General features: G+C 57.9%; 25 protein-coding genes. 15 read left to right on the top strand and 10 right to left on the bottom strand.

The window, feature by feature from the left end; all coding sequences use genetic code 11:
* The first annotated feature begins 3 nt into the window (after window positions 1–3).
* The 7 genes from HAP54_RS52215 to HAP54_RS52185 all read left to right on the top strand — a co-directional run bounded on the left by HAP54_RS52215 (window position 4) and on the right by HAP54_RS52185 (window position 6,655).
* Entirely contained in the window at window positions 4–336 is a 333-nt protein-coding gene (locus HAP54_RS52215; RefSeq protein WP_166308807.1) for a hypothetical protein, read from the top strand.
* Window positions 317–2,050, top strand: coding sequence for a hypothetical protein (locus HAP54_RS52210; protein ID WP_166308804.1), 1,734 nt, complete (start codon window positions 317–319; stop codon window positions 2,048–2,050). The genes HAP54_RS52215 and HAP54_RS52210 overlap by 20 nt, the downstream gene beginning before the upstream one ends.
* A 384-nt stretch (window positions 2,051–2,434) precedes the next feature.
* The gene (locus tag HAP54_RS52205; protein ID WP_166308801.1) at window positions 2,435–3,310 is read left to right on the top strand and encodes an AAA family ATPase; all 876 of its coding nucleotides are present in this window, start codon (window positions 2,435–2,437) and stop codon (window positions 3,308–3,310) included.
* On the top strand, window positions 3,307–3,774 hold the full coding sequence (locus tag HAP54_RS52200; RefSeq protein ID WP_166308798.1) for a hypothetical protein: 468 nt from the start codon (window positions 3,307–3,309) through the stop codon (window positions 3,772–3,774). The genes HAP54_RS52205 and HAP54_RS52200 overlap by 4 nt, the downstream gene beginning before the upstream one ends.
* Entirely contained in the window at window positions 3,771–4,271 is a 501-nt protein-coding gene (locus HAP54_RS52195; protein WP_166308795.1) for a hypothetical protein, read from the top strand. The genes HAP54_RS52200 and HAP54_RS52195 overlap by 4 nt, the downstream gene beginning before the upstream one ends.
* Entirely contained in the window at window positions 4,268–5,146 is an 879-nt protein-coding gene (locus HAP54_RS52190; RefSeq protein ID WP_166308792.1) for a CBASS oligonucleotide cyclase, read from the top strand. The genes HAP54_RS52195 and HAP54_RS52190 overlap by 4 nt, the downstream gene beginning before the upstream one ends.
* Window positions 5,147–5,149: 3 nt before the next feature.
* Complete coding sequence (locus HAP54_RS52185; RefSeq protein WP_166308789.1) at window positions 5,150–6,655, top strand: SAVED domain-containing protein; 1,506 nt, start codon at window positions 5,150–5,152, stop codon at window positions 6,653–6,655.
* Window positions 6,656–6,735: 80 nt separating this feature from the next.
* Here HAP54_RS52185 and HAP54_RS52180 read toward each other — a convergent pair whose 3' ends face one another.
* From HAP54_RS52180 to HAP54_RS52160, 5 genes are all read right to left on the bottom strand, one after another.
* Window positions 6,736–7,380, bottom strand: a complete 645-nt coding sequence (locus HAP54_RS52180; RefSeq protein ID WP_166308786.1) for an AbiV family abortive infection protein — start codon at window positions 7,378–7,380, stop codon at window positions 6,736–6,738.
* 33 nt (window positions 7,381–7,413) lie between these two features.
* A complete protein-coding gene (locus tag HAP54_RS52175) occupies window positions 7,414–8,670 on the bottom strand; it encodes a HEPN/Toprim-associated domain-containing protein (RefSeq protein WP_166308783.1) in 1,257 nt (418 codons plus the stop codon).
* A 101-nt stretch (window positions 8,671–8,771) separates the two neighbouring features.
* Window positions 8,772–9,044, bottom strand: coding sequence for a hypothetical protein (locus HAP54_RS52170; protein WP_166308780.1), 273 nt, complete (start codon window positions 9,042–9,044; stop codon window positions 8,772–8,774).
* A 153-nt stretch (window positions 9,045–9,197) separates the two neighbouring features.
* Complete coding sequence (locus HAP54_RS52165) at window positions 9,198–9,734, bottom strand: methionyl-tRNA formyltransferase-like protein (RefSeq protein WP_166308777.1); 537 nt, start codon at window positions 9,732–9,734, stop codon at window positions 9,198–9,200.
* A gap of 9 nt (window positions 9,735–9,743) precedes the next feature.
* Entirely contained in the window at window positions 9,744–10,763 is a 1,020-nt protein-coding gene (locus HAP54_RS52160) for a hypothetical protein (RefSeq protein ID WP_166308774.1), read from the bottom strand.
* Between the two features lie 210 nt (window positions 10,764–10,973).
* Here HAP54_RS52160 and HAP54_RS52155 point away from each other — a divergent pair, with 210 nt between their 5' ends.
* Window positions 10,974–12,083 (top strand): hypothetical protein, encoded by a 1,110-nt coding sequence (locus HAP54_RS52155; protein ID WP_166308771.1) that lies wholly within the window; start codon window positions 10,974–10,976, stop codon window positions 12,081–12,083.
* 103 nt (window positions 12,084–12,186) lie between these two features.
* Here HAP54_RS52155 and HAP54_RS52150 read toward each other — a convergent pair.
* Window positions 12,187–13,316 (bottom strand): IS3-like element ISRj2 family transposase gene (locus HAP54_RS52150; RefSeq protein WP_166204126.1). Its coding sequence is split into 2 segments (ribosomal slippage): window positions 12,187–13,064 and window positions 13,064–13,316, totalling 1,131 coding nucleotides; the frame shifts between segments, so codons are not numbered across the junction.
* A gap of 86 nt (window positions 13,317–13,402) precedes the next feature.
* A complete protein-coding gene (locus HAP54_RS52145; RefSeq protein WP_166308768.1) occupies window positions 13,403–13,669 on the bottom strand; it encodes a hypothetical protein in 267 nt (88 codons plus the stop codon).
* Window positions 13,670–14,070: 401 nt separating this feature from the next.
* Between HAP54_RS52145 and HAP54_RS52140 the strand changes: the two genes are divergently transcribed.
* The gene (locus HAP54_RS52140) at window positions 14,071–14,424 is read left to right on the top strand and encodes a DUF2958 domain-containing protein (protein WP_166308766.1); all 354 of its coding nucleotides are present in this window, start codon (window positions 14,071–14,073) and stop codon (window positions 14,422–14,424) included.
* A 190-nt stretch (window positions 14,425–14,614) separates the two neighbouring features.
* Here the strand turns inward: HAP54_RS52140 and HAP54_RS52135 are convergent, their stop codons facing one another.
* Window positions 14,615–16,927 (bottom strand): YecA family protein, encoded by a 2,313-nt coding sequence (locus HAP54_RS52135; protein ID WP_248114207.1) that lies wholly within the window; start codon window positions 16,925–16,927, stop codon window positions 14,615–14,617.
* Between the two features lie 27 nt (window positions 16,928–16,954).
* Complete coding sequence (locus tag HAP54_RS52130) at window positions 16,955–18,067, bottom strand: hypothetical protein (RefSeq protein ID WP_166308761.1); 1,113 nt, start codon at window positions 18,065–18,067, stop codon at window positions 16,955–16,957.
* A gap of 285 nt (window positions 18,068–18,352) precedes the next feature.
* Between HAP54_RS52130 and HAP54_RS52125 the strand changes: the two genes are divergently transcribed.
* The 6 genes from HAP54_RS52125 (at window position 18,353) to HAP54_RS52100 (ending at window position 22,836) form a co-directional block, all read left to right on the top strand.
* Entirely contained in the window at window positions 18,353–18,949 is a 597-nt protein-coding gene (locus HAP54_RS52125) for a DUF6088 family protein (protein ID WP_166308758.1), read from the top strand.
* The gene (locus HAP54_RS52120) at window positions 18,942–19,955 is read left to right on the top strand and encodes a nucleotidyl transferase AbiEii/AbiGii toxin family protein (protein WP_166308755.1); all 1,014 of its coding nucleotides are present in this window, start codon (window positions 18,942–18,944) and stop codon (window positions 19,953–19,955) included. Before HAP54_RS52125 ends, HAP54_RS52120 begins: the two co-directional genes overlap by 8 nt.
* A gap of 10 nt (window positions 19,956–19,965) precedes the next feature.
* Window positions 19,966–20,304: a nucleotidyltransferase domain-containing protein gene (locus HAP54_RS52115; RefSeq protein WP_166308752.1), complete on the top strand. Its 339-nt coding sequence runs from the start codon at window positions 19,966–19,968 to the stop codon at window positions 20,302–20,304.
* On the top strand, window positions 20,279–20,692 hold the full coding sequence (locus tag HAP54_RS52110; protein WP_166308749.1) for an HI0074 family nucleotidyltransferase substrate-binding subunit: 414 nt from the start codon (window positions 20,279–20,281) through the stop codon (window positions 20,690–20,692). Before HAP54_RS52115 ends, HAP54_RS52110 begins: the two co-directional genes overlap by 26 nt.
* Window positions 20,693–20,723: 31 nt before the next feature.
* The gene (locus tag HAP54_RS52105; RefSeq protein WP_166308746.1) at window positions 20,724–21,395 is read left to right on the top strand and encodes a hypothetical protein; all 672 of its coding nucleotides are present in this window, start codon (window positions 20,724–20,726) and stop codon (window positions 21,393–21,395) included.
* 311 nt (window positions 21,396–21,706) lie between these two features.
* Window positions 21,707–22,836 (top strand): IS3-like element ISRj2 family transposase gene (locus HAP54_RS52100; protein ID WP_166308986.1). Its coding sequence is split into 2 segments (ribosomal slippage): window positions 21,707–21,959 and window positions 21,959–22,836, totalling 1,131 coding nucleotides; the frame shifts between segments, so codons are not numbered across the junction.
* A 78-nt stretch (window positions 22,837–22,914) separates the two neighbouring features.
* On the opposite strand, the gene HAP54_RS52095 is transcribed toward HAP54_RS52100, so the two are convergent.
* On the bottom strand, window positions 22,915–23,475 hold the full coding sequence (locus HAP54_RS52095) for a radical SAM protein (RefSeq protein WP_166308743.1): 561 nt from the start codon (window positions 23,473–23,475) through the stop codon (window positions 22,915–22,917).
* Window positions 23,476–23,494 lie beyond the last annotated feature (19 nt).

Raw genomic sequence — 23,494 nt, 5'->3', positions numbered from 1 at the left:
GAAATGCTGCTCGAAGCGAGCACGTACGTCGGGCGAAATCTGTTCGTACAGACCTTTCGCTTGGGCGTTTGGGTAATAGCGAAGCCGCTCGATGGCGTATGTGTCGTCCAGGGAGAGTTCGGCTACGATGCAAAAGCCAGTCGCATCGAACTCCAGCGGATCGAAAAGCTGATGCAAATCTTTGAGAGCGTGCGCTGTGAGGTGCGGAGGCCGCTGCCATCCGCCACCACCGGGCAACAGCAACGGTTACCAAATGTTCTGCAATCCGCTATCGTAGCTGCGGTCATAGGAAAGCGCTCTTTCCAGCGGTCATTGAATGCTGCAAATCATTACTGAAAAATTCTACAAGCCGGGAGAGCGATACGAGACCCTCCATCGGGCTGTCTTTTTTACGAACTATCGAATGTTCGCCCGAGCCGGTCGAATTGAAACTCCTGTCGGAGTTCTGCTCCCGACTACTGGGTTCGAAGGTCTCGCAGCGATGACTTGCGAGATGCTGGAGAAGATTGAGAAGCATCCAGATGGCGATAAGCCGGGGGTCATGATTTCCACGGGCGGTGCATCGCTCCTCAATGATTTTGCCGCCGTTGTTGCCTTCGCTCTCGATATCACGTGTACCCCTGATCCTGACCTGACACGGCGCTTGTTAGCGACTGAGAGGCCAAGCCTTGGAGTTCAGACGGTTCCCAACAATTTCATGAAGCGGACGTTCGATAAGCAAGTCATTTCGAAGGAAGGCGACGCTGACGTTCTCGCACAGTTTGTTACCCATCTGGTTGGCCTAGAGCGCAAGCGGTTTGAAGCCGCGATGCGGTCAATCCGCCAGTACATTACGGGTCTTCACCGAATCGCCGACAACGTAAGCCTTGCCTACACGCAGCTCGTCATGTCCGTGGAGTCGCTTTCTCAACAATTCGACGGTCATGTCGCCGAGTGGGCCGACTACGATCGTCGTAAGCGAGAAAAAATCGACGAAGCGCTTGAGGATGCTCCAGCAGAGATTGGCGACAAAGTACGCGATGCGGTATTGGCAAATGAGCATGTAGCCATCGCGCGCCGGTTCCGGGATTTCGCCCTTTCTCATGTTGCGCCATCGTTTTTCCGCTCGGAGGCGGCGCAGACCGTTGGCCCGATCAGTCGGGGTGACCTCGCCGTTGCTTTGCAGAAGGCCTACACCCTTCGCTCGCGTTACGTTCATGGGCTTCACGAAGTTCCGGGTCAGCTCACGATGGGCGGAATGCCTGAAATAGTCGATGACGGTGATCGTCCCGCGCTCAGCATAGCGGGTCTAGCTCGTGTTGCTCGCCACATCATCATGCAATTCGTGGCTCGCGGCCCCTTCGTGGAAAGAGAGGAATTCGATTATCGACGGTCGTTGCCGAATATCGTCACCGTGCGCATGGCCCCGGAATACTGGATCGCCAATACCGGCGGCTTTACGTACAAGCATGGCCCCGAGAAACTTTCGGCATTGATCGGTCAGATTACATCGGCGGTGCTATTGCGCACTCCGGATGCGAAGATGACGGATATCCGACCTGTGCTCGCCATGATCGAGGAGATGATGACGAGCCTGCAAAAAGTAGGTCAGCGTTTACCACTGCTGACGATGTATTTCCTCTTTCATCAATGGGCTGGCCCGGATTTCAGTCGCGAGCAGTGGCCAGCACTCTTTGAGAAATACAAATCGGATTTCGATAACCCTTCGATCGAGAGCTTTGTCGCTCATATCCTGACCGGACATCAAACTGATTGGACTTTGGAGCAATTCGAAGAACTGCACCGCGACTATTTCCGGGCACGGCACCAGACGGGAAAAACCAATATCGGCCGCCTGCTGGAGGCGGCGTTTTCCCTTCACGTGGCGGAGTTCAATCGCAGGGAAGGCCATGAGGCGAGAGCCCGCGAGCTGATCGCTTTGGCGGTAGAGGCGGAGCCGAGCCAAGCAAACTTGCGCAACTTCGAGGCGGCGCTGACCTCTGCGCCTCTTCCAACGATTGCATGGGACGTGATTTTGCTTCCCCCGAAGAAGGGTGATCAGTCGGCTTAGATCCCCATGCCGGGCTGAAACAGTGCATACACGGCCCGCCAACGGCGGCGGTGAGGCCCCGCCTAGCTCAACCGCCGGATATCTACCGGCGAAGTTCGGCAATAGCTGTGGATGGACGAGCAAGTGCCGTTCCGGACTTCCAAGAACGCTTGAGGATGTTCTAGTTTTGTTCTACTCTGCCCACGAGTCGACGGTGGTCTGAAACGCTAATCGCGCGATTGTTCAAGCGGTTAGGGCGGCCTTCCAGCGCCTAGTCTTTGTGGTCTCAGTGGTTCCTCCGCATGCATCTTGTGTGCTGCAACCGACGTCACCATATTGAGTAGATTGCAATCAGAGCGGGGGCCGGGGGCACTTTCGCACCGGAACTTTGCGGCTGGGGGAATAATGGACGCCATTAGCGACCAGGCGACTTTGCCTAATGCGGAATTTTTGACCGCATGGCAGGCCATCAAGATCGACACGTCGGTGAAGACCCGCCTCGTCGCGCAGGCCCTTTTGTCGTTCCAACTTCGTCAGCATTTCGCGTTCGACCGTATGCCTGTTCATGGCCTGATTGTCCTGTCGGGGCCGCCTGGCACCGGCAAGACCACTCTGGCGCGCGGTTTGGCAAATCAGGTCGCCGAGGCGCTGAAGCCCAAGAAGGTCAAGTTCATTCAAATCGATCCGCACGCGCTCGGAAGCTCATCGCACGGCAAAAGCCAAAAGGACGTTTCGAAGCTTTTCGAGCACACCATTCCGGAGCACGCCACGCACGGTCCAACGATCGTGCTGTTGGACGAGGTTGAAGCGCTGGCCGCTGATCGGCAGCGCATGAGCCTTGAAACCAATCCCGTCGATGCTCATCGCGCAACCGATGCGGCGCTCGCCGGCATCGATCTGCTTGCACGCAAACACCGCAACACCCTGTTGATTGCTACGACCAACTTCCCCAAGGCCGTTGACCGCGCACTCCTGTCCCGAGCGGATATTGTTGAAGACATTGGGTTGCCAAATGCCGATGCGCGAAAGGACATCATCAACGACGCCATCTCGATCCTTTCCGAAAAGTGGCCGAAGATTGCCGGTCTGAATACGCACGTTGCTGAGTTTGTTAAGGCGTCGGACGGACTCGACGGCCGCCGCTTGCGCAAGGCCATGATCACAGCGGCGGCATCAAGCATCGAAACAGCGCAGGATTTGAACAGGCTTAAAGCCGAACATGTGATGCAGGCCCTGAAGCAGGCTCGTGCAGTCGAAAAGATGCAGGAGGCGTTCTCGTGAAAGTTAAACGTGAAATCGCTTCCGTGCCGGTGCGCTCGGCAGCGGAAACGTGGAAGGCAATTATCGCCTTGATCTCCGGTCCCGATACCCCAGATGCCAGCACGCTCACGGCCGCGGCGAGCATCATGGAATCATTGATTGCCGATGAGCATCCGGCGAGTGTTCCCTTCACCGTGAAGGGCAACGGCGATCGCCTCGTCATCTATTGCCGCTACAATGAAGAAGCGCTCGAACTCGGCACCGACATTGACTCGTTGACGTGGAATCCAACCGGCGGTCCCGGCTGGAAGATTACCGCGCCCACCGAGGCGTCCGATGTACCTTGGATGAACGGTACTCTGAAAGACCGCGCGCCGCGCATCACAGTCCACGACGTGAAGAAGCCTCCGGCTGATGACGAGGAAACCACGAAGGCGGCCGCGGACACCCTTGCCATTAATTGGGGGGTCCTTGGCGAGTCATGAGCGCAACGTTTACCAGCACTTATTCGCGAACCCACACGGCCAAATACGTCTCCGATAAGATGCGGAACGTGTTGAAGTACCTAATTTCGTATTACGGCCTCAATCCAACGGCGCTGCTCGATTCCTGGACGGATTGGGTCGATTCCGGTGCGCGCGAGATGCTTGAACTTGGCCATCTCGAAAAAATTGTTATCGAGTTCTACAAACCCGGCAGTGATCAAGCGCTTGCGCGCTGGGATTTTCCGATCCGGTACGACGGCAATGGTGCCGACGAAATGTGGGTCGATCGCGAGTTCCTCGAAGGTTCGTTCGCGAAGACCACGTCGCCGCCCGCCGGTTGCATTTATCGTATTCTGCTTCAGCCGCTCCCTGGAGCGCCGCTGCCGAGCTTCATGTCGTACTCGTCCTACAAATCCCTCAATGGCATGGTTGGCCGCGAAGCGGGCACCATCGTCTCAACGCCGGATATCATGGCATCGATGAAGTATTACAGATGATCACCGTCGAGGAAGCCTTCGAAACCTTCCGTCAGCGCCTCGAACTCAGCGAGACCGAGCGCAAAGACACCATTCGCAAGCATACCTCCGTTCGCGATTGCATCCGGGGCGGATTCGACATCAGCCGCGATTTCCTGACCGGATCATACGACCGGCACACTAAGACGAAGCCGCTTAAAGACGTGGACGTATTTTTCGTGCTCGGGCCGAAAGACCAACATTGGCGTCAGAAGCCGCCGAGCGAAATTCTCGACGCGTTCGTCGCGCGCTTAAGAGGCGAGTTCGGCAAGGATGCCGTCGAACCGGGCCGCCGTTGCGCGACGACAGAGTTTGAACGAAATACGCAGGACAAGGAAGGCAAGGTCTTGTCCATCGACTCTGTGCCCGCCATCGAGCTTTCTGATTGCTATGAGATTCCTGACCGCGACCTAGGTAGGTGGATAAAGACCGATCCAGAGATTCACGCTGAGAAATCGACAACGAAGAATAAAACACTGAGCGGAAAATGGGTGCCGCTTGTGAAAATGCTCAAGCGCTGGAACCGTTCAGCAGACAAGCCAATCAAGCCATCGTTTCTCATCGAGGTAATGGCGCAGGATCTCGTTGACGGCCCGTTCACGAACTATCCCGGTGAGGTCCGGCGTTTTTTCGCCGCAGCCCTCGATGGTATTTCGCGCGAATGGAAAGACCCGGCGGGTCTAGGGCCACCGGTTTCAGACCAGATGACGCCTGACCTCGTTCAAAAAGCCGTGACGGCCTTACGCCGTGCCGAAACAGAAGCATCACGCGCTGTGCGCCTTTCGCAGCAGGGTAAACAAGGTGAGGCTCTTGCCATCTGGCGAGAGATCATGGGCCGCTACTTCCCAACGAGTTAAACGATGACCCAAGCCGTTGCGGTGCGCAGCCAAGGAGATGACTTTCAGGCCCGTATGTTCTGGCTGCATGCCGCGCTGTTGCTCGATGCTAGAGGGGCTGTATCGAAGGTTGGTTTTGAGCGCGGGCCACGCGGTTTTGATGATGTAACCGTCGAGTACGCGCCCGGTATGGGTCCGCAAGATCACTATGGCTACAGGCTTGTTCGGGATTTTCTACAATGTAAATGGCACGCCCGTCCGGGTGAATTTGGCCATCTAGAGCTTATCGATCCTGCTTTTTCAAACGCACAAACCGTTTCCTTGCTCCAGCGGGCTCGTGACGCTCAAGCGGCTCACGCGCCGCAGGGCAAAGGTGCGCGCTTTCGCCTGGTGACCAACTGGCGGCTTATGGCCGCTGATCCGCTGGCGAAGCTCATTTTGAACCAGACGCACGCCATTGACCTAAAGCTGCTGTACGAGGGGAAAACATCAGCTAGCGCTATGGGAAAAGTGCGCGATGCTTGGGCCGGACATCTCGGGATCAGCCATGATGAATTGGAGCATGTCGCGCGAACCTTGGCGATCACGCAGCGGCTGGAGTCCGGCAATGACTTTCGAGAACGGCTGAATGACCGCTTCGCCTTGGTAGGGATGATGCAGGTTCCGCTGTCCCAAGCTGGCTTCCCCTATGACGATCTGATCATGAAACTCCATGCGCAAGAGCGTAACGAGTTTGACAGAGAGACTTTCCGTGATCTCTGCAATGACGAGAAGCTGCTTGATAAAAAGGGAGGTGGGCCGTGCACCTTGGGCGTTCGTTCGTTCATGCACCCCATCGATGACCTTGAAGCGCGAACGGACAAAGCCATCAATCTCGTACCGAACTTTGATGGTCGCTACATCCGCGATCCATCAGCCTGGAAGGACGTTGTCTTTCCTGAATTGCGTGATTTCGTCATCAATGCCGCGCGCGGGCAAGACGAGATCAGGCTAATCCTTGACACCCATGTATCGCTTGCCTTTGGTGTTGGAGCCATTCTCAACGCCAAGTCAGGAAAGAAAATTGAACTTGAGCAACGAGCGGGCGGGCGGCAAATCTGGTCGGAGTCCGACAAGCCGGTCGATGCCTCGTGGCCAAAGCTTGTCATCGCGCGCGAGGCTGTACACGCGGGCGGTGCCGACATCGCAGTTTCCGTCGGTTTGACTCATGATGCATCGACGGCTGTCCGGGCTTACGTTGAGAACTTGTCGGATGTGGGCGAACTGCTCATTGCGACACCTGACGGCGGCGCTTCAAATCAGTCTATGAAATCTGGAAGCCATGCCTTCCAGCTCGCAGAAGCCCTGACCGCTATCATTCGTTCGACAGGAACGGGGCCACGCCGTGTGCATCTTTTCATCGCAGGGCCAAACGCTTTCGCCTTCTTCCTTGGGCAGAACCAGCCAGCCATAGGGCCGGTGAGCGTTTATGAATGGGACTTCGACGGTCTGCGCGACCGCAACTATAGCCTTGGTCTCGAACTGCCGTAGACAGCACCCGAAGCCCGCAAGCTTCAGTGCTGCCCGGCGGCCCGCTTAAAGTCGTCGTGCGCGGCGAAAAAGAAGATAGCCTAGCGACCTGATTGTGAATCCGCTGCAGGACGTTCCGATACCATGCGCGCAAACAGCTCATCGAAGCGCTTGCCCACTTCGAAGGAATGGTTCGTCATTCCCACCAACGCATCGTCGGCAGCCTCTATGGCAAGAACAATAAGCTCCCACGCGCGCAGAGCGGGGATGGCGTTTATGGGGCTTACGAAGCCCGACGGCGTCCGAGCGCAGTACAAGCCAGCTTCGCGCACTGTCGAAAATCCCGTTGAATGGGCCTCCAGACGCAACGCCTCGGCGCGGTCCTGCCCCAACGCGCTAACGATCCTATCGGTCATGAACACGGTAGGAAGGACTGCCATGCTGTGCTTGGCGTTGTGATCACGCAATGGGTCGCGCCCCTTGGATGGTCCCTCTGGTTTGTCGCGCCTATAGCTGCCTACATTCGCCTTGCCGGTTTCTTCAAGCGCTGTGATTGCGAGGAACGCGGATGACCCAAACGAGCTGAGCCCAAAGAGCGTCACGGCATCTTCAAGTAACCGCGCGACATGGTCGAGCGCGGTATTGAAATCATCGGCGCTGTCGAAAAGCTTGCCGCCAAATTCAAGTGCAGCTTCAACCGCCGCAAAGCCATCCTTGGCAGATTCCGCCCCGTCCTTCTTACTCACGAAACTCTCCCTACACCAAGGCCGCTAAGCTTTTCATTCTGAGATTCCGAGCCGTTCGAACTCTTCGATCACGCCCGGCTCGCGCATGACGATGGCCCTGCTAATGATATAGTCGAGCACAGCTTCAATCTTGCTGTAGTCGTATCCTTTCGCGCGCCCGCGCTGCTTGATGAATTCGCGCGCATAGCGCTCCTTGTCGATTAACTCGCCTTGATAGGCATCGACCTTGGAGACATAGCTGGACCATCTAACACGTGCATCGCCCGGCAAATCCAGAAAGCACTCAATCGCCACCGCGCGGCCATTGATGTCTGCCTCGCCTTCGCCGTTCGGCCCTTGCGTCGGGAAACGCACGAATTCGGGGCGGTCCGGCAATTTTAGAACCGCCAAGTTGTCGGGAATGTTCAGCCCCAGCGTCCGTTCGTAGTTCGCGCGACCTTCCGCATCATTGTCATAAATCACAACGACGCTGTTCATAACGCGAATGCTGATAAGTCCCTGTATGAAGCGAAAGACGTTGCCCGTGCCGGAGAACGGATAGCCTTCCTCCATATCCACGAAATCGAAGAAATCTGCGATATGCGGTTTCAGGAGTGCAAAGGCTTTCCGCAAGATGGCCGCATCGGAACTGCCTTCGGTAACCAGCAGAAAGCGGTGCCTCTGGTCCAAGGGGCGCACAAAGTCGTCCCGATTTGCCCAGCCGCCGTCTTCCACGTCGTTGAATGCCCATTGCACGTTTAGCGTTTGCGCCGCGGGATTGTCTGCCAACAGATGGAGGATGGTGTAGGAAGTCAAATTCTCCATGCCCTGGGCGATGCCACTGAGACCCATCGGATCCGGTCCGCCTTGCTTCAGGTTGAGGCGAGGTAGAATTTCTCTGCGGAAAAACTTACCGAAATCCTCGCCGCCTTCGCCATAGTTGGGAGAAAGCGCCGTCACGTCGAGCGTGCTCAATGCCTCGCGAAGATCATCGAACGTGAAGCTTGCTGCATCGAAGCCGCTGAACTCCGCAAGCGCGGCAAATTCCTTCTCGCATACCACGCGCGTGTGGCCGAGCAGATTGATCCGGTCGATTACCTGAGCGAGGGGCTTTGAAAGCCCGTCCTTCATTTCGGTGATGACTTCCCAAGCCGGTTCGCCATTTCTGCCTTCGATCTCGTCGCCGGCGTAGTAGTACGGTACAGCTGCAATATCGCTCGTTTGAAAAAGCGCGCTGTGATCTACAAATCCGTTGTTCTTGCCCCAGTCGATCTCAAGCCGACCTACGGCAAGGCTAATCATCGAGCCCATTTAGATGGTCCATTCCGGAGGAGGCGCGGCAACCCGACGCCCGCCGTTCCAGCATTCGGCCTCCGTCGCCCGATGGTCAAGACCCTTCTTAGATCAGCCGTCTAGCGATATCGCGGAGGCAACCCGTTCACGAGATTGCACTTCACGCGGTGGAGGTCGTAGGTACCGATCTTGGCGAAGCGTTCGCCGACGGGTTCGGTCCAGAAGCGCGCTGCCGGATAGCCCCGTTCGTGCCAAAAGCCCTCCAAGCGCTTCGCGAGCGCCAAGGCGGCTGTCTGGCTCAACGTGTCTGGATACGCCTTGGACGGACGGTCGTCGTTGCTGGTTGCCACGCCGCCTAAGGTATCGAACTCGGGGCCGATCATTCGCTTCATCAATGGTCTCCGTGGTGGTTGAAGAAGCGCGAGATATAGCGCTTGCCGTATGCGCGGCTTCAACGACAAAGTTTGTTGCAAAAGATCGCGTCGCATAGCTGCGTATGCAACGAAGATCGTCAACGCCACCAAGGTTCAATCAGGCGAAGGAAGTCACGCGCTTGGTTCCAGAACGCGGGCCAGAAACGCGGGCTGGTGCGGCTCGGCGTGAAGCCAAAGCTCGATGGGAACGGTCAACTCCATCGAGTCATAACGTGCTGCGATGCGTGTGACGGCGGCTTCATCGACCTCCGCGCCATAGACGAGGTAGATTGCACGCGCATAGCCAACGTCCTGCTTGAACACCGCAAGCGTATTGAGATCTTTCCGACAATTCCGGCGCGCAGCCTGCACGGATTTGACTTCGATAACCGCGTGGTTTCCCTGCATGTCGCCTGGCTTGTGGACCAACAGGTCCGGCTTGAATCCCGCTGCGCCCAGCGCGGTCAAGGTGGGATGGGCGGTTTTGTCGACCTCGCCGTTCAGGGCGAACGCACACGCGTCTGGCCAGAGCTTGCGCATCTGGTGATAGAGTTCGTAGCAGTAAACACGCTCGCGATAGATGGGGACTCCGCCGTGAATAGAAAGGCGGAAGAATCCCGGCGTGATGCTGGCGCTAGCTTCTGCCAGCAAGTCAGACAGCTCCTGCATGCGCGTCACCTATCCGCCGAGTTGAACATCTGGAAGATAGCGCTCGTCGAACTCAGCGAGGGAGTCCATTGGGTCGACGGGCGGTCCCCAAATCGCCTGACGCTCGATTGCCGGAAGCGCCCAGAACGCGGCGAGGGCGGCCTTGTTGGTGAAATGCGGCCATAGAGCGTCGTTCAGGACGATGCGCGCGAGCGCCGTCCGCGCGATGTGCTCGGCAATCGCCTCTTTCTTGGTGAGATCGATCTGCGTAGTGCGCAATAGTGGATCGAGATAACGGTCCTCATGGAGATGTTCCACCGAACTGCGCACGTCGTATATCTCGCCCATGAGATCGTGATGGCCCGGCCCGATGAATAGCTCCGTGCGGCTCCTGAAGTCCTTCCGTCCTTGCCCTGGCCCGGTGGTAACGAAACCGTCGATGCAGCGCGTATACTGATGTATGCGGTGCAGGATGTCCGGTTCGGTCCGTGCTTGCAGATAGAGATGCAATACGCGGTTGAGCCGCCACCGGTTGCTGCCTTGGCGGGTCGCCGAGAGCCTTTCGAGATGCTTTGCGATCAGCGCCGCTTGTTCGAAGCTTTGCTGGCTCACATTCGGGTAAGGGCGGAAGTCATTCGGCACCGGAACATCGAAATCCTGTATCTGCCGCAAGCCCACTTCGCCATCCCGGCATGAGCCTGTGAGGATCACCGGCTTGTGTACGGTCGCGAAGGTGCTGCTCAAGAGCAATCCGCGGTAAAAGCCCCAGACGCGGCTGTTGAGCTGGAGGTTCTCGCCATCGAGCACGTCGGGCGTAGCCGATGTCATCTTCGCCGCGATGAAGAGATCGCAGGCTTCGATTTCCTCGATGCGTATGCTCCCGAGCCACTCGCGCCACTCGCCCGGAATCACGAAGTCGGCACCCTCGATCGCCTGATAAGCCGGCGCGATATTGAGTGCGGCGATGGTCGGGGCCGTGACATTCACACTCAAGCCGAGAAGTGCGTATTTCTCGCCATCGCTAATCCAGCTTTGTTTCTGGTTCGACATCATGGGATCAATAGAGGGCAGGGAGGGCTGAGGATGCAAGCCGTTTGTGCTACAAAAAGCCCTTGTGCCGTGAGGGGCAATACCGTGAACCGAGCCACGTAGATGCGTCTCGGCCCTACGGCTTCGATTTCTATTGCGAGGATTGATGGAGAGGCAGGCTTTCCCAAGTTTATGGTATGCTGAATAAATTCACTGCTTCCCGGGAGCACCATGACGATCGTAACGGCGGCACCAGCCCCGGCCTTATGGCGCGCTGAAAAGACCGTGGTCCGATCCGGGCATCGCTTGCATCCGCATAGTCCGAGCCCCGTATCGGCGGGTTTTGCCGCGCCGACGATGGTCGGGCAAATCACCTTCCGTCCTGAGGCGCTCGCGGCTTCGATCGCGCGGACCATCACGTTGCGCCACGCCCCGGTCGCGTTGCTGGATCGGTGGGCCAGGGCGCAGCTTCTTGAAGTTGAATACATGGTGGCCGACGGTGCCGCCTTCGCGCTTTCGCCCGATCTCACGGCGCTCGCCGACGCCGAACGGTCCGCCTTCGCGGGGCGCGTCGGCGCGGGTGTGACCGATCTCCTGATGAACGCGCTCGGCTATGCGTGGCGCGATAACGCGATGTGCCTATCGTCGAAGCTCGATCCCCACGCGGACTTTATCTATGGCGGTGGCGCGGCGTCGGGCCACGGCGTGGTGCTCGCCGAGGCGCATGGCTCCTTCGCGCTGGCAGTCACGGATGGCCGGATCGACGGCGAAGCGCGTCGCAAATATCTACGGCAGGTGAAGCCGCATATTGGAAGCTCCTGCGTGCACGGCAAGGTCATCCACGGGTACTCGGTTGCGTTCGGCTCTCATCCCACCGCGCATGACACGTATCTGCATGTCGCCGAGACGAAAATCACGAAGGGCAGGAAGAATGCACCCCCAGTTGCCGCTCCAGCTCCGCCCCTTGCGCCGGTCACCACGACGCTTGCGCTTGCCTCGCACCGCTCGAATTTTCTCCTGATGGGGGCATACGGCGTCGTGGCATGGATCGACTGGCTGCGGGGCGCGGGCGAACAGCCGGAAGATGACTTCATTGCGCCATTCGTCACGGTGGAGCTTGCGGGGCGACGGTTCTGGGTTTCGCTGGAGGCACTCTTGCCTTACATGCGGCCATGGTTGTTCCCGGACGAAGGTCCGGGGCCATGGCCACCGTGGCACTGGGAGGAATTCGAACGCTGGCGGCGGCGCTATGGCGGACCGCGCAACATCTTCGCCATGGACGAATGGGCTGCGAAATCAGAGCTGGCGCCGGTTGTTTGGACAGCGCCCCGCGGGATTTAAGTGGATTCCTGCCGGGTTATGCTGAACGCGGGGCCTTACGATTTTGTCGTTGCGTCGGGAGGGCGTAGCCCGACCAGAGCGACGACAAAATCGTCGGCGACGGTCATGCGGCCATCACCATAGCTTGCGTGCCGAAGTAAGCCTCGTCGGGCGTGCGCCCGTCAAGGCTCGAGTGAGGGCGTCCCTGATTGTAGAAGGCCAGATACTTGGCAATTGACGCTCGCGCCTCGGACACGCTGTCGTAGGCGCGGAGATAAACTTCTTCGTATTTGACCGTGCGCCAGAGCCGCTCGACAAACACGTTGTCGCGCCAGGCGCCCTTGCCGTCCATGCTGATGGCGATCTTCGCGTCCAGCAGCACATCGGTGAACTCGAGGCTGGTGAACTGGCTGCCCTGGTCCGTGTTGAAAATCTCGGGCCTGCCGTGCTTCGCCAACGCCTCCTGGACCGCTTCGACGCAGAAGGCCGCCTCCATTGTGATCGAGACGCGATGGGCCAGGACCCGTCGGCTGAACACATCGACGACCGCCGCGAGATAGACGAAGCCACGCCGCATCGGAATGTAGGTGATGTCCATTGCCCACGCCTGGTCGGGCCGCTCGATCTTCAATCCGCGCAACAGGTACGGGTAGATCTTGTGACCCGGTGCCGGCTTACTCGTGTTCGGGCGACGATAGACCGCCTCGATCCCCATGCGCTTCATCAGCGTCGCGATGTGGCGGCGACCGGCGTATACGCCCTCCCGCCGCAGCAACGATCGCTGCATACGCGCTCCCGCGAAGGGATAATCGAGATGCAGCTCATCGAGCCGACGCATCAAGGCAAGGTCCTCGGCCGAAACTGGCCGAGGTTCATAGTAGACCGTGCTGCGAGCCAGCTTCAGGACCTTCGCCTGGCGCACGATAGAAAGATCATGACCGCGGTCGATCATCGCTTTGCGCTCAGCAGGCCCGCCTTGGTGAGCGCGCCGGACAAAAAATCGTTTTCCAACGCCAGCTCGCCGATCTTGGCATGTAACGCCTTCAAATCGACCGGCGTCTCGGCCGACGCCTTGTCATGCCCAAACACGCCGGCGGCGCCTTCCAGGAGCTGGTTTTTCCAGATCGTGATCTGGTTCGGATGAACATCAAACAGTTGCGCCAGCTCCGCCAGCGTCTTGTCGCCTTTGACCGCAGCCAAAGCAACCTTCGCCTTGAATGCCGGAGAATGCATCCGGCGGCTCTTCTTCGTCATCTTCGCTCCTGATTCGCGGCAAGAATCCTCGCCGCTGTCAGGCAGAAAATCCACTCAAGCTACTGTCCGAATTTGCGGAGCCAGCTCTATCCTTCCTGCACGCGCTCTCCGGCTTGATTGGCGGCGGCAGGGATCAGGTGCCGCCAGCGATAGAGCTTCCGGTCATCGAGCCTTTGGGGTTGTTTGACGAGCCGGGCCGTGATGTTCGCGAAGAAGCCATCCGCTATCCCGTGGCGCAATTCCGGGATGGCCTGGCGTTGCTCGCTGCGTTGCCGCGGCTGGATCGGCCCGCCACGCGCGTATGGTCGCCGCGACAGGGCATTGGCTGATCCGGCATCGTTGTAGAGACACACATCGTCCTTTTCTAGCGACCACCAAAGGGCTCAAGTAGCACCTGGGCGCCCGCCAGTCGGCGGGAGCCGCTCTCGTGAACCGAGCCGCGTAGACGCATCTCGGCCTTTCGGCTTCGATCGGCGCGCAAGATCTTATGAGAGCGCAACGCGCTCACCTTCACTCCTCGAAGTGAAGAGCTAAGGGCCTGCGGCCCTCGTGCGCGCAAGGCATCCACGCACGCGCCGCGGCCTCCGCACAGCATCCCCATTCATTTTTTGAAGAAAAGTGTTGCATGGGGCCCCTCGTGCGGACCCTCCGCGTCGCCTGCGCGGACCCTCCTTGCCCTTGCTACCCCGCCCGGCTCGCCGCGGCAGGCAAGGGTGCAGCAGCAGCTGCACCCAAGTGCAAAGGAAGGAAGATCATGCAAAAGCTACTACTTAACGAACAGCGCGCGCAGTTGCTCGCCAACGGAAGGGCCAACGCCGAACGCATCGCCCAAGACGGCAACACCATCGATCATAAGCCCGTCGTCAAGCTGTTCACTCCGTGGGGCGGCTGCACATGGCTGCTTTCCGAACTCGACCCCGAAAATCCTGACATCGCTTTCGGTCTTTGCGATCTCGGCATGGGCTGCCCCGAACTCGGCAACGTCAGCCTCTCGGAAATCATGAGCGTGCGCGGCCCCGGCGGGCTCACCATCGAGCGCGATGAGGGTTTCGCTGCTGCGCATACGATGACGCACTATGCCGACGAGGCGCTCCACTCCTTGCCATAGATATTCTCAAGCTGGGCCAGGTCCTGCAGGAACGGCCAGAGCTGAAGATTGAACCCCGCCGCGAAGCAGTGCTCTACGAGATCGGCCGGCTTCTCAACGTGCCTTATGAGGCTTTCTTCGTCGGGTTGAAGGCGCGTTAGTCAGGAGCCTTTAATTCGCCCTTCGCGCTTGGGCTACTGCTATAGCTACGTCAGGCCCGATGACAGTTCTTGTATTTCTTACCGCTTCCACACCAGCAGGGATCGTTAGCGCCGGGCATGCGTGCGCCTGGGATCTCGCGTTCCCTTTCAAGTGCTTCTGAGGGCATCGAGTATTTTCGGGCGTTCATCCGCGAGACCTCGCCTTGAAGAGCGTCGTATTCCCGCGTTCCTTTTGCGGGGATATCGACGGGAACCGGAGCGACGCGTGAATATGTCCCGCTTGGTGTGACGTATGCGAGCACCGTGAGCGTACATGAGTGGCCCGCCATTATCGCGGCCGCGCGCGCCTTCGCGCGGAGCATATTCATATCCGGCACATACCCCGTGCGTTGCAGCCACACGAAAAGCGGCGGATCGTCTCCGATCTGAAAATAGCGGCTCACCTGTTGCGACAGGCTGGTGCGCACCTGCGCTAGCATGTCCGAGAAACTGTTGCGCGATTCCTCTCCGAAATTCCGGATGTGGCTTGCGACCGACAGCCACCCGTTTTCCTTCGTTGCGCCGAGTGCATCAAGAAGCTGCTTTCCCTCCTCGGGGTAGTCCTGCATGGGCGGCAGCTTCTCCGCGAACTCACCATCCGCAAAATAGTTGTCGACGGGTTCGCTCTGGCCGTCCCAGTAGATCAGTTGGGTGTTTTCGTTGAGTTGTGCACGCAATGTCCAATCAAACCGGTTCTTGGTCAGGTACGCCCCGAGATGATCCATTTCGTCGAACAAGATTGCTTCTGGAATTCCGGCCACGGCTTGCCGCACTTCCAGATAGTGCAGCAACTCGCCCGCAGTCGGAAGGAAACGCCTCAGAACGAACAGGTCGTCAATGGAGAGCGAGAGGAAGGGATGGCGTCCGAAGATCGGCCCGCCGTCAGGAAACAGCTTGGCAAGCGATGCGTAGGGAGAAAACGACTCGACCGTCAAACCGATGGGAAGCACGAGGCGAAAATCGGCAAGGCGAATGCGGTCGACCTCTACGTATCGGCCTGATTCGCGCTTAAAGATCGGAACTTCATCGGCAGACGCGAGATACTGCAAAAAGCGGCGGCATTGGTCGTAGGCCTTCACGATAAGGTCGTGAATCGAACGGCTGTGGCGATCAAAGTCAGTTGCGGGTGACGCGACGGTCGCGGCGGCCCCTGATTTTGCCTCTACGAGCAACAACGCATCATCGATCCGGACAAGCAGATCATTTTCCACCCAATGGCCCGTGTCAGGGTGCCGGTACCAAATCTCCCGATATACCGTTGCGCCATCGAGTTGCTTTGCCAGCACACTCTGGAATGCCAGCTCACCCATATCCTTCTGCCGCGTTTCGAATTCCTTTTGGTAGTCAGGCCTGCGTTGCAAAAGATTCCAGAGCAGAGCGCGGTAGCTGGAATCGCGGAAGAACGCATGGTCAGCGGCGAAAAATTCGCCCTTGAGCTTGACGAGCGGCCTCATGCGCGCCGGCAGCGTACGAAACGGTGTACCCGACAACGGGCCCGCGGCGAAAAAGTCGTGATGGCTGCCGCGTTCGAACGCCAGGTCTTCGAGCAACGCCGCCGGCAGGTCGGTATGCCTACTGAGATTGCAGTTTCCACCCTGAAACATGTCCAAGAAAACGTCTTTCGCCGCTTCCAGTTTTTCGGGCTGGTTGCACTGCCATTGCTCAAGCACTTGCTTCTGCGTCAGGCCTTGTTCCACTTCGGCTTTGGCCGCGGCCTCCATAAGGGCCTCCATTCGGTCAGCCGCATTGGCGTGTCCCCCGGCGAGCGAGTTCACCGCAGCTTGAATTCCGGCAGCGACTTCACTCGCTCCGATGCCGTAGGCTTCCCGCAAGATTTGATCGTGAGGCTCCAGAACGAACCTGTAGAATTCCTCCTCTAACCCGCCGTAACGATTTCCACGCATCAATACCCAGTTCGAGAGCACCGATTGCAACATCAATCCCGTCCGCTCGCCGAACATGCCGCCGTCCGCCCCGATGGCTCTAAAGAGGCAGAAGCTCATTGTGGTGGTGCGAATCTTTTCCGCGACCTCGAAAATCTCTGCGACCGTTTCTTCCTTGAATCCGCCTTCGCCACCCGGTGGGAAACTCGCCAAGACTGCGTGCACATACTCCAACACGAATTGCACCGTGTTTAGCTCGGCACGATGGTGGGCCCGCGCATCCCCGTCGGCCAGCATTCCGGCGACCGCCGTGGTGCTCCAGATGTAGCCAAGCAATTCACGGGGCGGTAGCTGAAGGATCAAGTCCTTGAGATGGCTTGACAGCCGTTCCATCTCAATTCGGCTTCGTTCCTCGCTCTGCTTGCGCTCCTCTTCGCTCATGCCAGGAATTGTCATGCATCACCCCAATCACTGCGTTAAATCACTGAGAATATCGACCGCTTCAAGGATATCCGATGCGACCCGGCAGTTGAAATCATCCGCCAGGCCGTGATGCTTCAAGGCGAGCAGGGCCTTCAAAGGGGCTTCGGTAAAGAACGCTTGGCAATGGGCCACGGCTGCGCTTGCGTGGTTGAAATCGTAAATATCGTTTCCAAAAAGGCGGCGGGGCTTATCCCAGCGGATGGTGGCGTGAAGGCAGGCCTCGATGTACAGCGTGGGAGTTTTATGGCGTAGCCCCGGTTTCGCTTGCAGTCCACGGAAGAGTAGGTTCGCACACATTAGGCGGGTACGCTTCCACTCGTCGCTTTCACGCTGGGGAGCAGAATGGCCATGCTTCTCGGCAATCTCGGCTACTATATCTGCCGCCATATCGGCGCAGAGATCCACAACGCCGCTTAGCTCGTTTACCCAAGCTTGCTTGTAGCTCCTTATCTCACCTGCATGTTCTGTGTTGCCAGCATTCAGCATGTCCGCGATGTCTTGCAGGCCGGAATCAAAAGGCAGAGGGGCCTCGTCTATCATTCCGATCATCTGAACAAGTTCGATCGCCCACATTTTGTCAACGAAGGCTTTTTGAATAGCGAGCTGAGTTTCAGCATCAAATGCCGTTTCGGTCGGGTGTATGAAACCCAGCACATAAGGAAGTTTTGTCCAGACGAGTTGCCGAAGCGGATAGACGTCCGCCCCGTTCTGATTCGAGTAGAAAAAATGCGCCAGCTCGGTGGCGACGCGGTGAGGTTGGCTTAGGAGCGAAACGCCAAGGCTAAGCTCATCAATCAACCGGGCCGTGCGCAATCTCGATGATGGGTCGGATTGCTTCAACAATTCCAAGAACACCGTTTCGCTAATGGGGCAGAATATCTTTCCGCTCTTCACCGCATCCTGTAGCGAAGTCAGCAGCTTCCAACTGGGCGTCGCGCTATCGTCAGCGAGCAAAGCCTGCCTTAAAAGTATCCAATACCGTATGTCGAGATAGACCGCCTGCTTACCCGCGAGCGCTCGCCCCAATTCGACAACACGGCTCTTTACGTGCCGCTCAAGGGATATGTCCGGATGCTGGCGGTGCTCGTCGATATCCATCGAAGCTCACGGTTGAGTGAATCGGATTGTGCTTAGTATTATCCGCAAAATACCAAGCTACATTCGGCTTTGCGGGATCGGCTGACATGGACCGAACCGCTTTGGTTAGCGCCACGAACCTTGATCAGCCTCCTGCTGCAGGTTCCTTGTGAGTCCGTCCTTCTTCACCGAGCAGTTGCCAGACGGTGACGATCACCCTCTAAGCGATTGATAATAATAGACAAAGAGCCTGTTCATTGAATTCTGTCAGAAATCGTGCTATATTCTCTGACGGAGAACACCGAAATGACCGTTGCGGAGACCATTCTGGCAGAAGCCAAGACGCTTCCCGAAGGCGCTGTGATTAGCGCCAAGGAATTGCTGCACCTTGGAAACCGTGCCGCGGTCGATCAAGCACTCTCGCGTCTGGGAAGAAGCAAGAAATTGATGCGTATTGGACACGGCCTCTATGTGAGACCTGTCGAATCCCGCTTCGGCACTCGTGCGCCAACACCGGCGAAGGTAGTCGCGCAACTTGCGGAGGCCAATGCCGAGACTGTTGCGCCCCATGGCGCGGCGGCCGCCAACAAGCTCGGACTGACGACCCAGGTTCCGACGAAGGTTATCTATTACACCTCCGGCCCGAACCGCAGGATCAAGCTCGGCGCACAAATCGTCGAGTTGAAGCATGCACCGAACTGGCTGCTTTTGTCGGGAGCAGGTCGCGCGGGGGAGGCCGTGCGCGCCCTTGCGTGGATAGGCAAGCAACATGCTAGCGAAGCACTGTCCAAGTTGAAGCGAACACTCTCTGAAGCCGAAGTGAACGAGCTCGTTGCCCGACGCCGAGTGCTTCCCGGCTGGCTATCGCAATCGATCAGTCGGAGCCTGATGCAGCATGGATGAAATCTATTTCGCTCTCTCGGCCGAGGACCGTCTTGCCGCTTTGGAAGTGGCCGCCACGGAGTCCGGACGAGGCGGTCATTTGCTTGAAAAGGATGTGATGGTCGTTTGGGCCATCGATGGCTTGTTTGGCTCCGAGGTTGGAGTGCACCTCGTCTTCAAAGGCGGCACCTCTCTGTCCAAGGGCTACGGAGTCATCAAGCGCTTCTCGGAAGATATCGACGTGACGTATGACGTTCGCCAGATCATCCCCGAATTGGCGAAGGGCGAGATGCCTCTCCCGCAAACCACAAGTCAGGCCACTAAATGGCGGGCAACCATCGACGCCAAGTTGGCGACATGGGTCAAAGATGTCGCGCTCCCCATTCTGCAAAAGCACGCCGAGAAGACGGGTGCCCAGGTAACGCTACGCGTCGAAGGAACCGATCTGTTCGTCGACTACGATCCAGTCGCCTCCGGCTACGGCTACGTGCCGCCCATCGTGAAGATCGAGTTCGGCGCGCGCTCGACGGGCGAGCCAGCCGAGGTCAAAGAAATCGTCTGTGATGCTGCGGAGTATGTTGAAGGCGTCGCGTTTCCGACCGCGAAGCCTCGGGTCATGCTTCCCAAGCGTACCTTCTGGGAAAAGGCCACGGCGGTACACGTCATCGGTCAGCAGTCTCTCAAGGATGAGCATGTGTCGCGCCACTGGCACGACCTCGTGCGCCTGGATGATGCCGGGTATGCCGATGAGGCGTTCGCGGATCGCCAGCTCGCCAAAGATGTCGCGGAGTTCAAATCGAAGTTCTTTCGCGCGAAGGATCGCGCCGGCAATCCGATCGACTATATGGCGGCGGTGTCCGGGAAGCTGCAGCTCGTGCCGACCGACCCCGAAACGCTGAAAGCGCTGGCTGCCGATTACAAGAAGATGGCGGAAGACGGCATTCTGCTCGACGACGCCGAGGACTTCGAAACCCTATTGGCGCGATGCAAAGATTTAGAGAAGCGCGCCAACGCGAACCAAGGCTAGGAAGACGAACATGGCGCATGTTCTGCCTGCCCACCATGGCAAGATTGCTTTGCCCGAGAGCGCGCGCGCCAGCCTTCAAGTGTTGGTCGAGGTTCGCGAAGTTGAAAAGATCGTTCTTTTTGGCTCGCGCGCTGTCGGTGATCATGAAGAGCGTTCTGATTTCGACGTTGCTGTTTCTGCGCCGGGCCTTTCTCGCAGTGACTGGTCGAAATTGCGCGATAGCGTTGCGCATTCGCGGACGCTCTATCGTTTGTCCGTAACACTCCTTGAGGCCATGCCTGAGCGCCTGAGGGATTCTGTTCTGACGCAAGGGGTCACGCTTTATGAGCGTCCGGAAACTCAAAGATAGTCTGACCAATCTCGAAAGCGCGGTCTCCAACCTGGAGCGTGCGATAACGATTCCAAGGGATCGCGAGCTTGTCTACGAAGGGACGATCCACCGCTTCGAGGTCACGATCGAACTGATGTGGAAGACCCTGAAGCGCGCGCTTGAATACGAAGGCCTTCAACCCAAGACACCGCGCGAAACGCTGAAAGAAGCATTTCGCATCGGGTGGATCGATCAAGAGACGATCTGGATCGATATGCTGGAGTCTCGCAATACGACCTCCCATCAGTACCTTGCTGAAGAGCTATTAGAAGAGAACTACGAGGATGTCGTGAAGGTCACTCCGATCCTTCGGGCCACATTGGATTTCCTGAAGAACCGATATGCCGGCCTTGAGCCGACCACTTAAGAGCGTTCACTTTCCTTGGGAGACTAGTCCAGTGGCGTCCATTCCCAGATACATCGTCGAAAGAGCCCCGGATCAGGTCCGGGTCGCTTTTCGCGGCATCGTGAAAATCGTCAAGGATCTCGGGATTGCCCGCGTAACGCTAGTGGTTCCCAAGAAAGGCGGCTGGGAGCATACCATCGTTGCAGAATTTCTGGGTGCGGCCGTGGCCAAGGCTTTGGTGAAAGGGCAGCCAGTGACCGTGGTTGAAGGTGTGACAATGCTGCTGGATAGCCCGCAGACCTTTCGCTCCACCGCTGGTCAAGGCCTCCTCATCGGCGCACACATCTCGATCAAGGACATGGCGAAACTAGATGACGCATGGGGTGCTCAAGCCATCCTATTTCTGCCTTGGAATGACCCTGAAGCCCAAGAATGGAAAGCAACCTGGCACCCCGTAACGGTTGGTGCCACGGGCGAGGAAGCTCCCCCGAGCAGCCTCTCCAGGCCCGTCGAAGAGGCGCTTGCCCAACTGACGGAGATGATCAATCTGGGGACTGGCTTGGGCCACCCATCGGACAAGAAGCACGCCGAACGCACGTTTGATAAGCTTCGATCTGCGGGCCATTCGTTTGATCCGGATGAAATTCGGCGGTGGGCTCAGCGCCACGCATGGAGTTCTAGCGCCGCTGCTGATTTGGAAGCCATCGCAAGGAAGAGGCGATGATTATCGATCACGTAGTCTCTAGACTAGTGACGGGTGCAGCTTGATCACTGCTGAATGCGAGTGAAGGCTTAACGGGACTGGTAAACCAAAGCTGACCAGCCTTGTTGGTCTATGAATTCGCGACGTCTGCGCACCGGTGTTCTGAAGCGAGGCTCGAGTCAACTCGGGAAAAACGTCCTGCAGTTGCTCAATTATCATCTTGGCAGTCGCGCGAGGGGATAGCAGAGCTGGCTCCGCAAATTCGGACAGTAGCTTGAGTGGATTTTCTGCCTGACAGCGGCGAGGATTCTTGCCGCGAATCAGGAGCGAAGATGACGAAGAAGAGCCGCCGGATGCATTCTCCGGCATTCAAGGCGAAGGTTGCTTTGGCTGCGGTCAAAGGCGACAAGACGCTGGCGGAGCTGGCGCAACTGTTTGATGTTCATCCGAACCAGATCACGATCTGGAAAAACCAGCTCCTGGAAGGCGCCGCCGGCGTGTTTGGGCATGACAAGGCGTCGGCCGAGACGCCGGTCGATTTGAAGGCGTTACATGCCAAGATCGGCGAGCTGGCGTTGGAAAACGATTTTTTGTCCGGCGCGCTCACCAAGGCGGGCCTGCTGAGCGCAAAGCGATGATCGACCGCGGTCATGATCTTTCTATCGTGCGCCAGGCGAAGGTCCTGAAGCTGGCTCGCAGCACGGTCTACTATGAACCTCGGCCAGTTTCGGCCGAGGACCTTGCCTTGATGCGTCGGCTCGATGAGCTGCATCTCGATTATCCCTTCGCGGGAGCGCGTATGCAGCGATCGTTGCTGCGGCGGGAGGGCGTATACGCCGGTCGCCGCCACATCGCGACGCTGATGAAGCGCATGGGGATCGAGGCGGTCTATCGTCGCCCGAACACGAGTAAGCCGGCACCGGGTCACAAGATCTACCCGTACCTGTTGCGCGGATTGAAGATCGAGCGGCCCGACCAGGCGTGGGCAATGGACATCACCTACATTCCGATGCGGCGTGGCTTCGTCTATCTCGCGGCGGTCGTCGATGTGTTCAGCCGACGGGTCCTGGCCCATCGCGTCTCGATCACAATGGAGGCGGCCTTCTGCGTCGAAGCGGTCCAGGAGGCGTTGGCGAAGCACGGCAGGCCCGAGATTTTCAACACGGACCAGGGCAGCCAGTTCACCAGCCTCGAGTTCACCGATGTGCTGCTGGACGCGAAGATCGCCATCAGCATGGACGGCAAGGGCGCCTGGCGCGACAACGTGTTTGTCGAGCGGCTCTGGCGCACGGTCAAATACGAAGAAGTTTATCTCCGCGCCTACGACAGCGTGTCCGAGGCGCGAGCGTCAATTGCCAAGTATCTGGCCTTCTACAATCAGGGAGGCCCTCACTCGAGCCTTGACGGGCGCACGCCCGACGAGGCTTACTTCGGCACGCAAGCTATGGTGATGGCCGCATGACCGTCGCCGACGATTTTGTCGTCGCTCTGGTCGGGCTACGCCCTCCCGACGCAACGACAAAATCGTAAGGCCCCGCGTTCAGCATAACCCGGCAGGAATCCACTTAAATCCCGCGGGGCGCTGTCCAAACAACCGGCGCCAGCTCTCTAGTCGGAAATCCAACAAATTTCTTATGATACGATCGAATGTACCTCGGTCCGTATGGCCGCGGCGGGTCGCATCGTGCTCAGTCTTCATTCCATCCAAGCTCACCTGAAAATGGCAGATACCAGCTTCAAGTAGATTGACGAAGAGCGGGTATGTTAGAAGAAAGCCATTCGTCGTGATGCCGCTCCAGAAATCAATGTCATTCTCAACAGCGACTTTTTTCGCAAAGGTGCTAAGTTCGATTACCCTTGAGGCTTCAAGAAGCGGCTCGCCGCCAAACCATCGAATACTCAATGCGTCTAGGTCACTTCTTCGATTGAAGATTAACTTCGTCAACGCGGACGCGACGGCGTCCGACATACGAATATTGGGGAAGGTCTCGTAGCAATACAGACATCTAAAATTACACTTTTCGGTAGGAAAAATTGTTAATCCGAGAACATGCGGGTTTAAGCCAATCGCCCTGCTCCTGGCGATCGAAAGATCACTCATTGAGCTACCTCGATCTTTC

Origin of the sequence: Bradyrhizobium sp. 2S1 (assembly GCF_011516625.5) — a bacterium.
GTDB classification, from domain to species: domain Bacteria; phylum Pseudomonadota; class Alphaproteobacteria; order Rhizobiales; family Xanthobacteraceae; genus Bradyrhizobium; species Bradyrhizobium septentrionale.
This window is presented reverse-complemented; position numbering and strand designations above follow the sequence as displayed.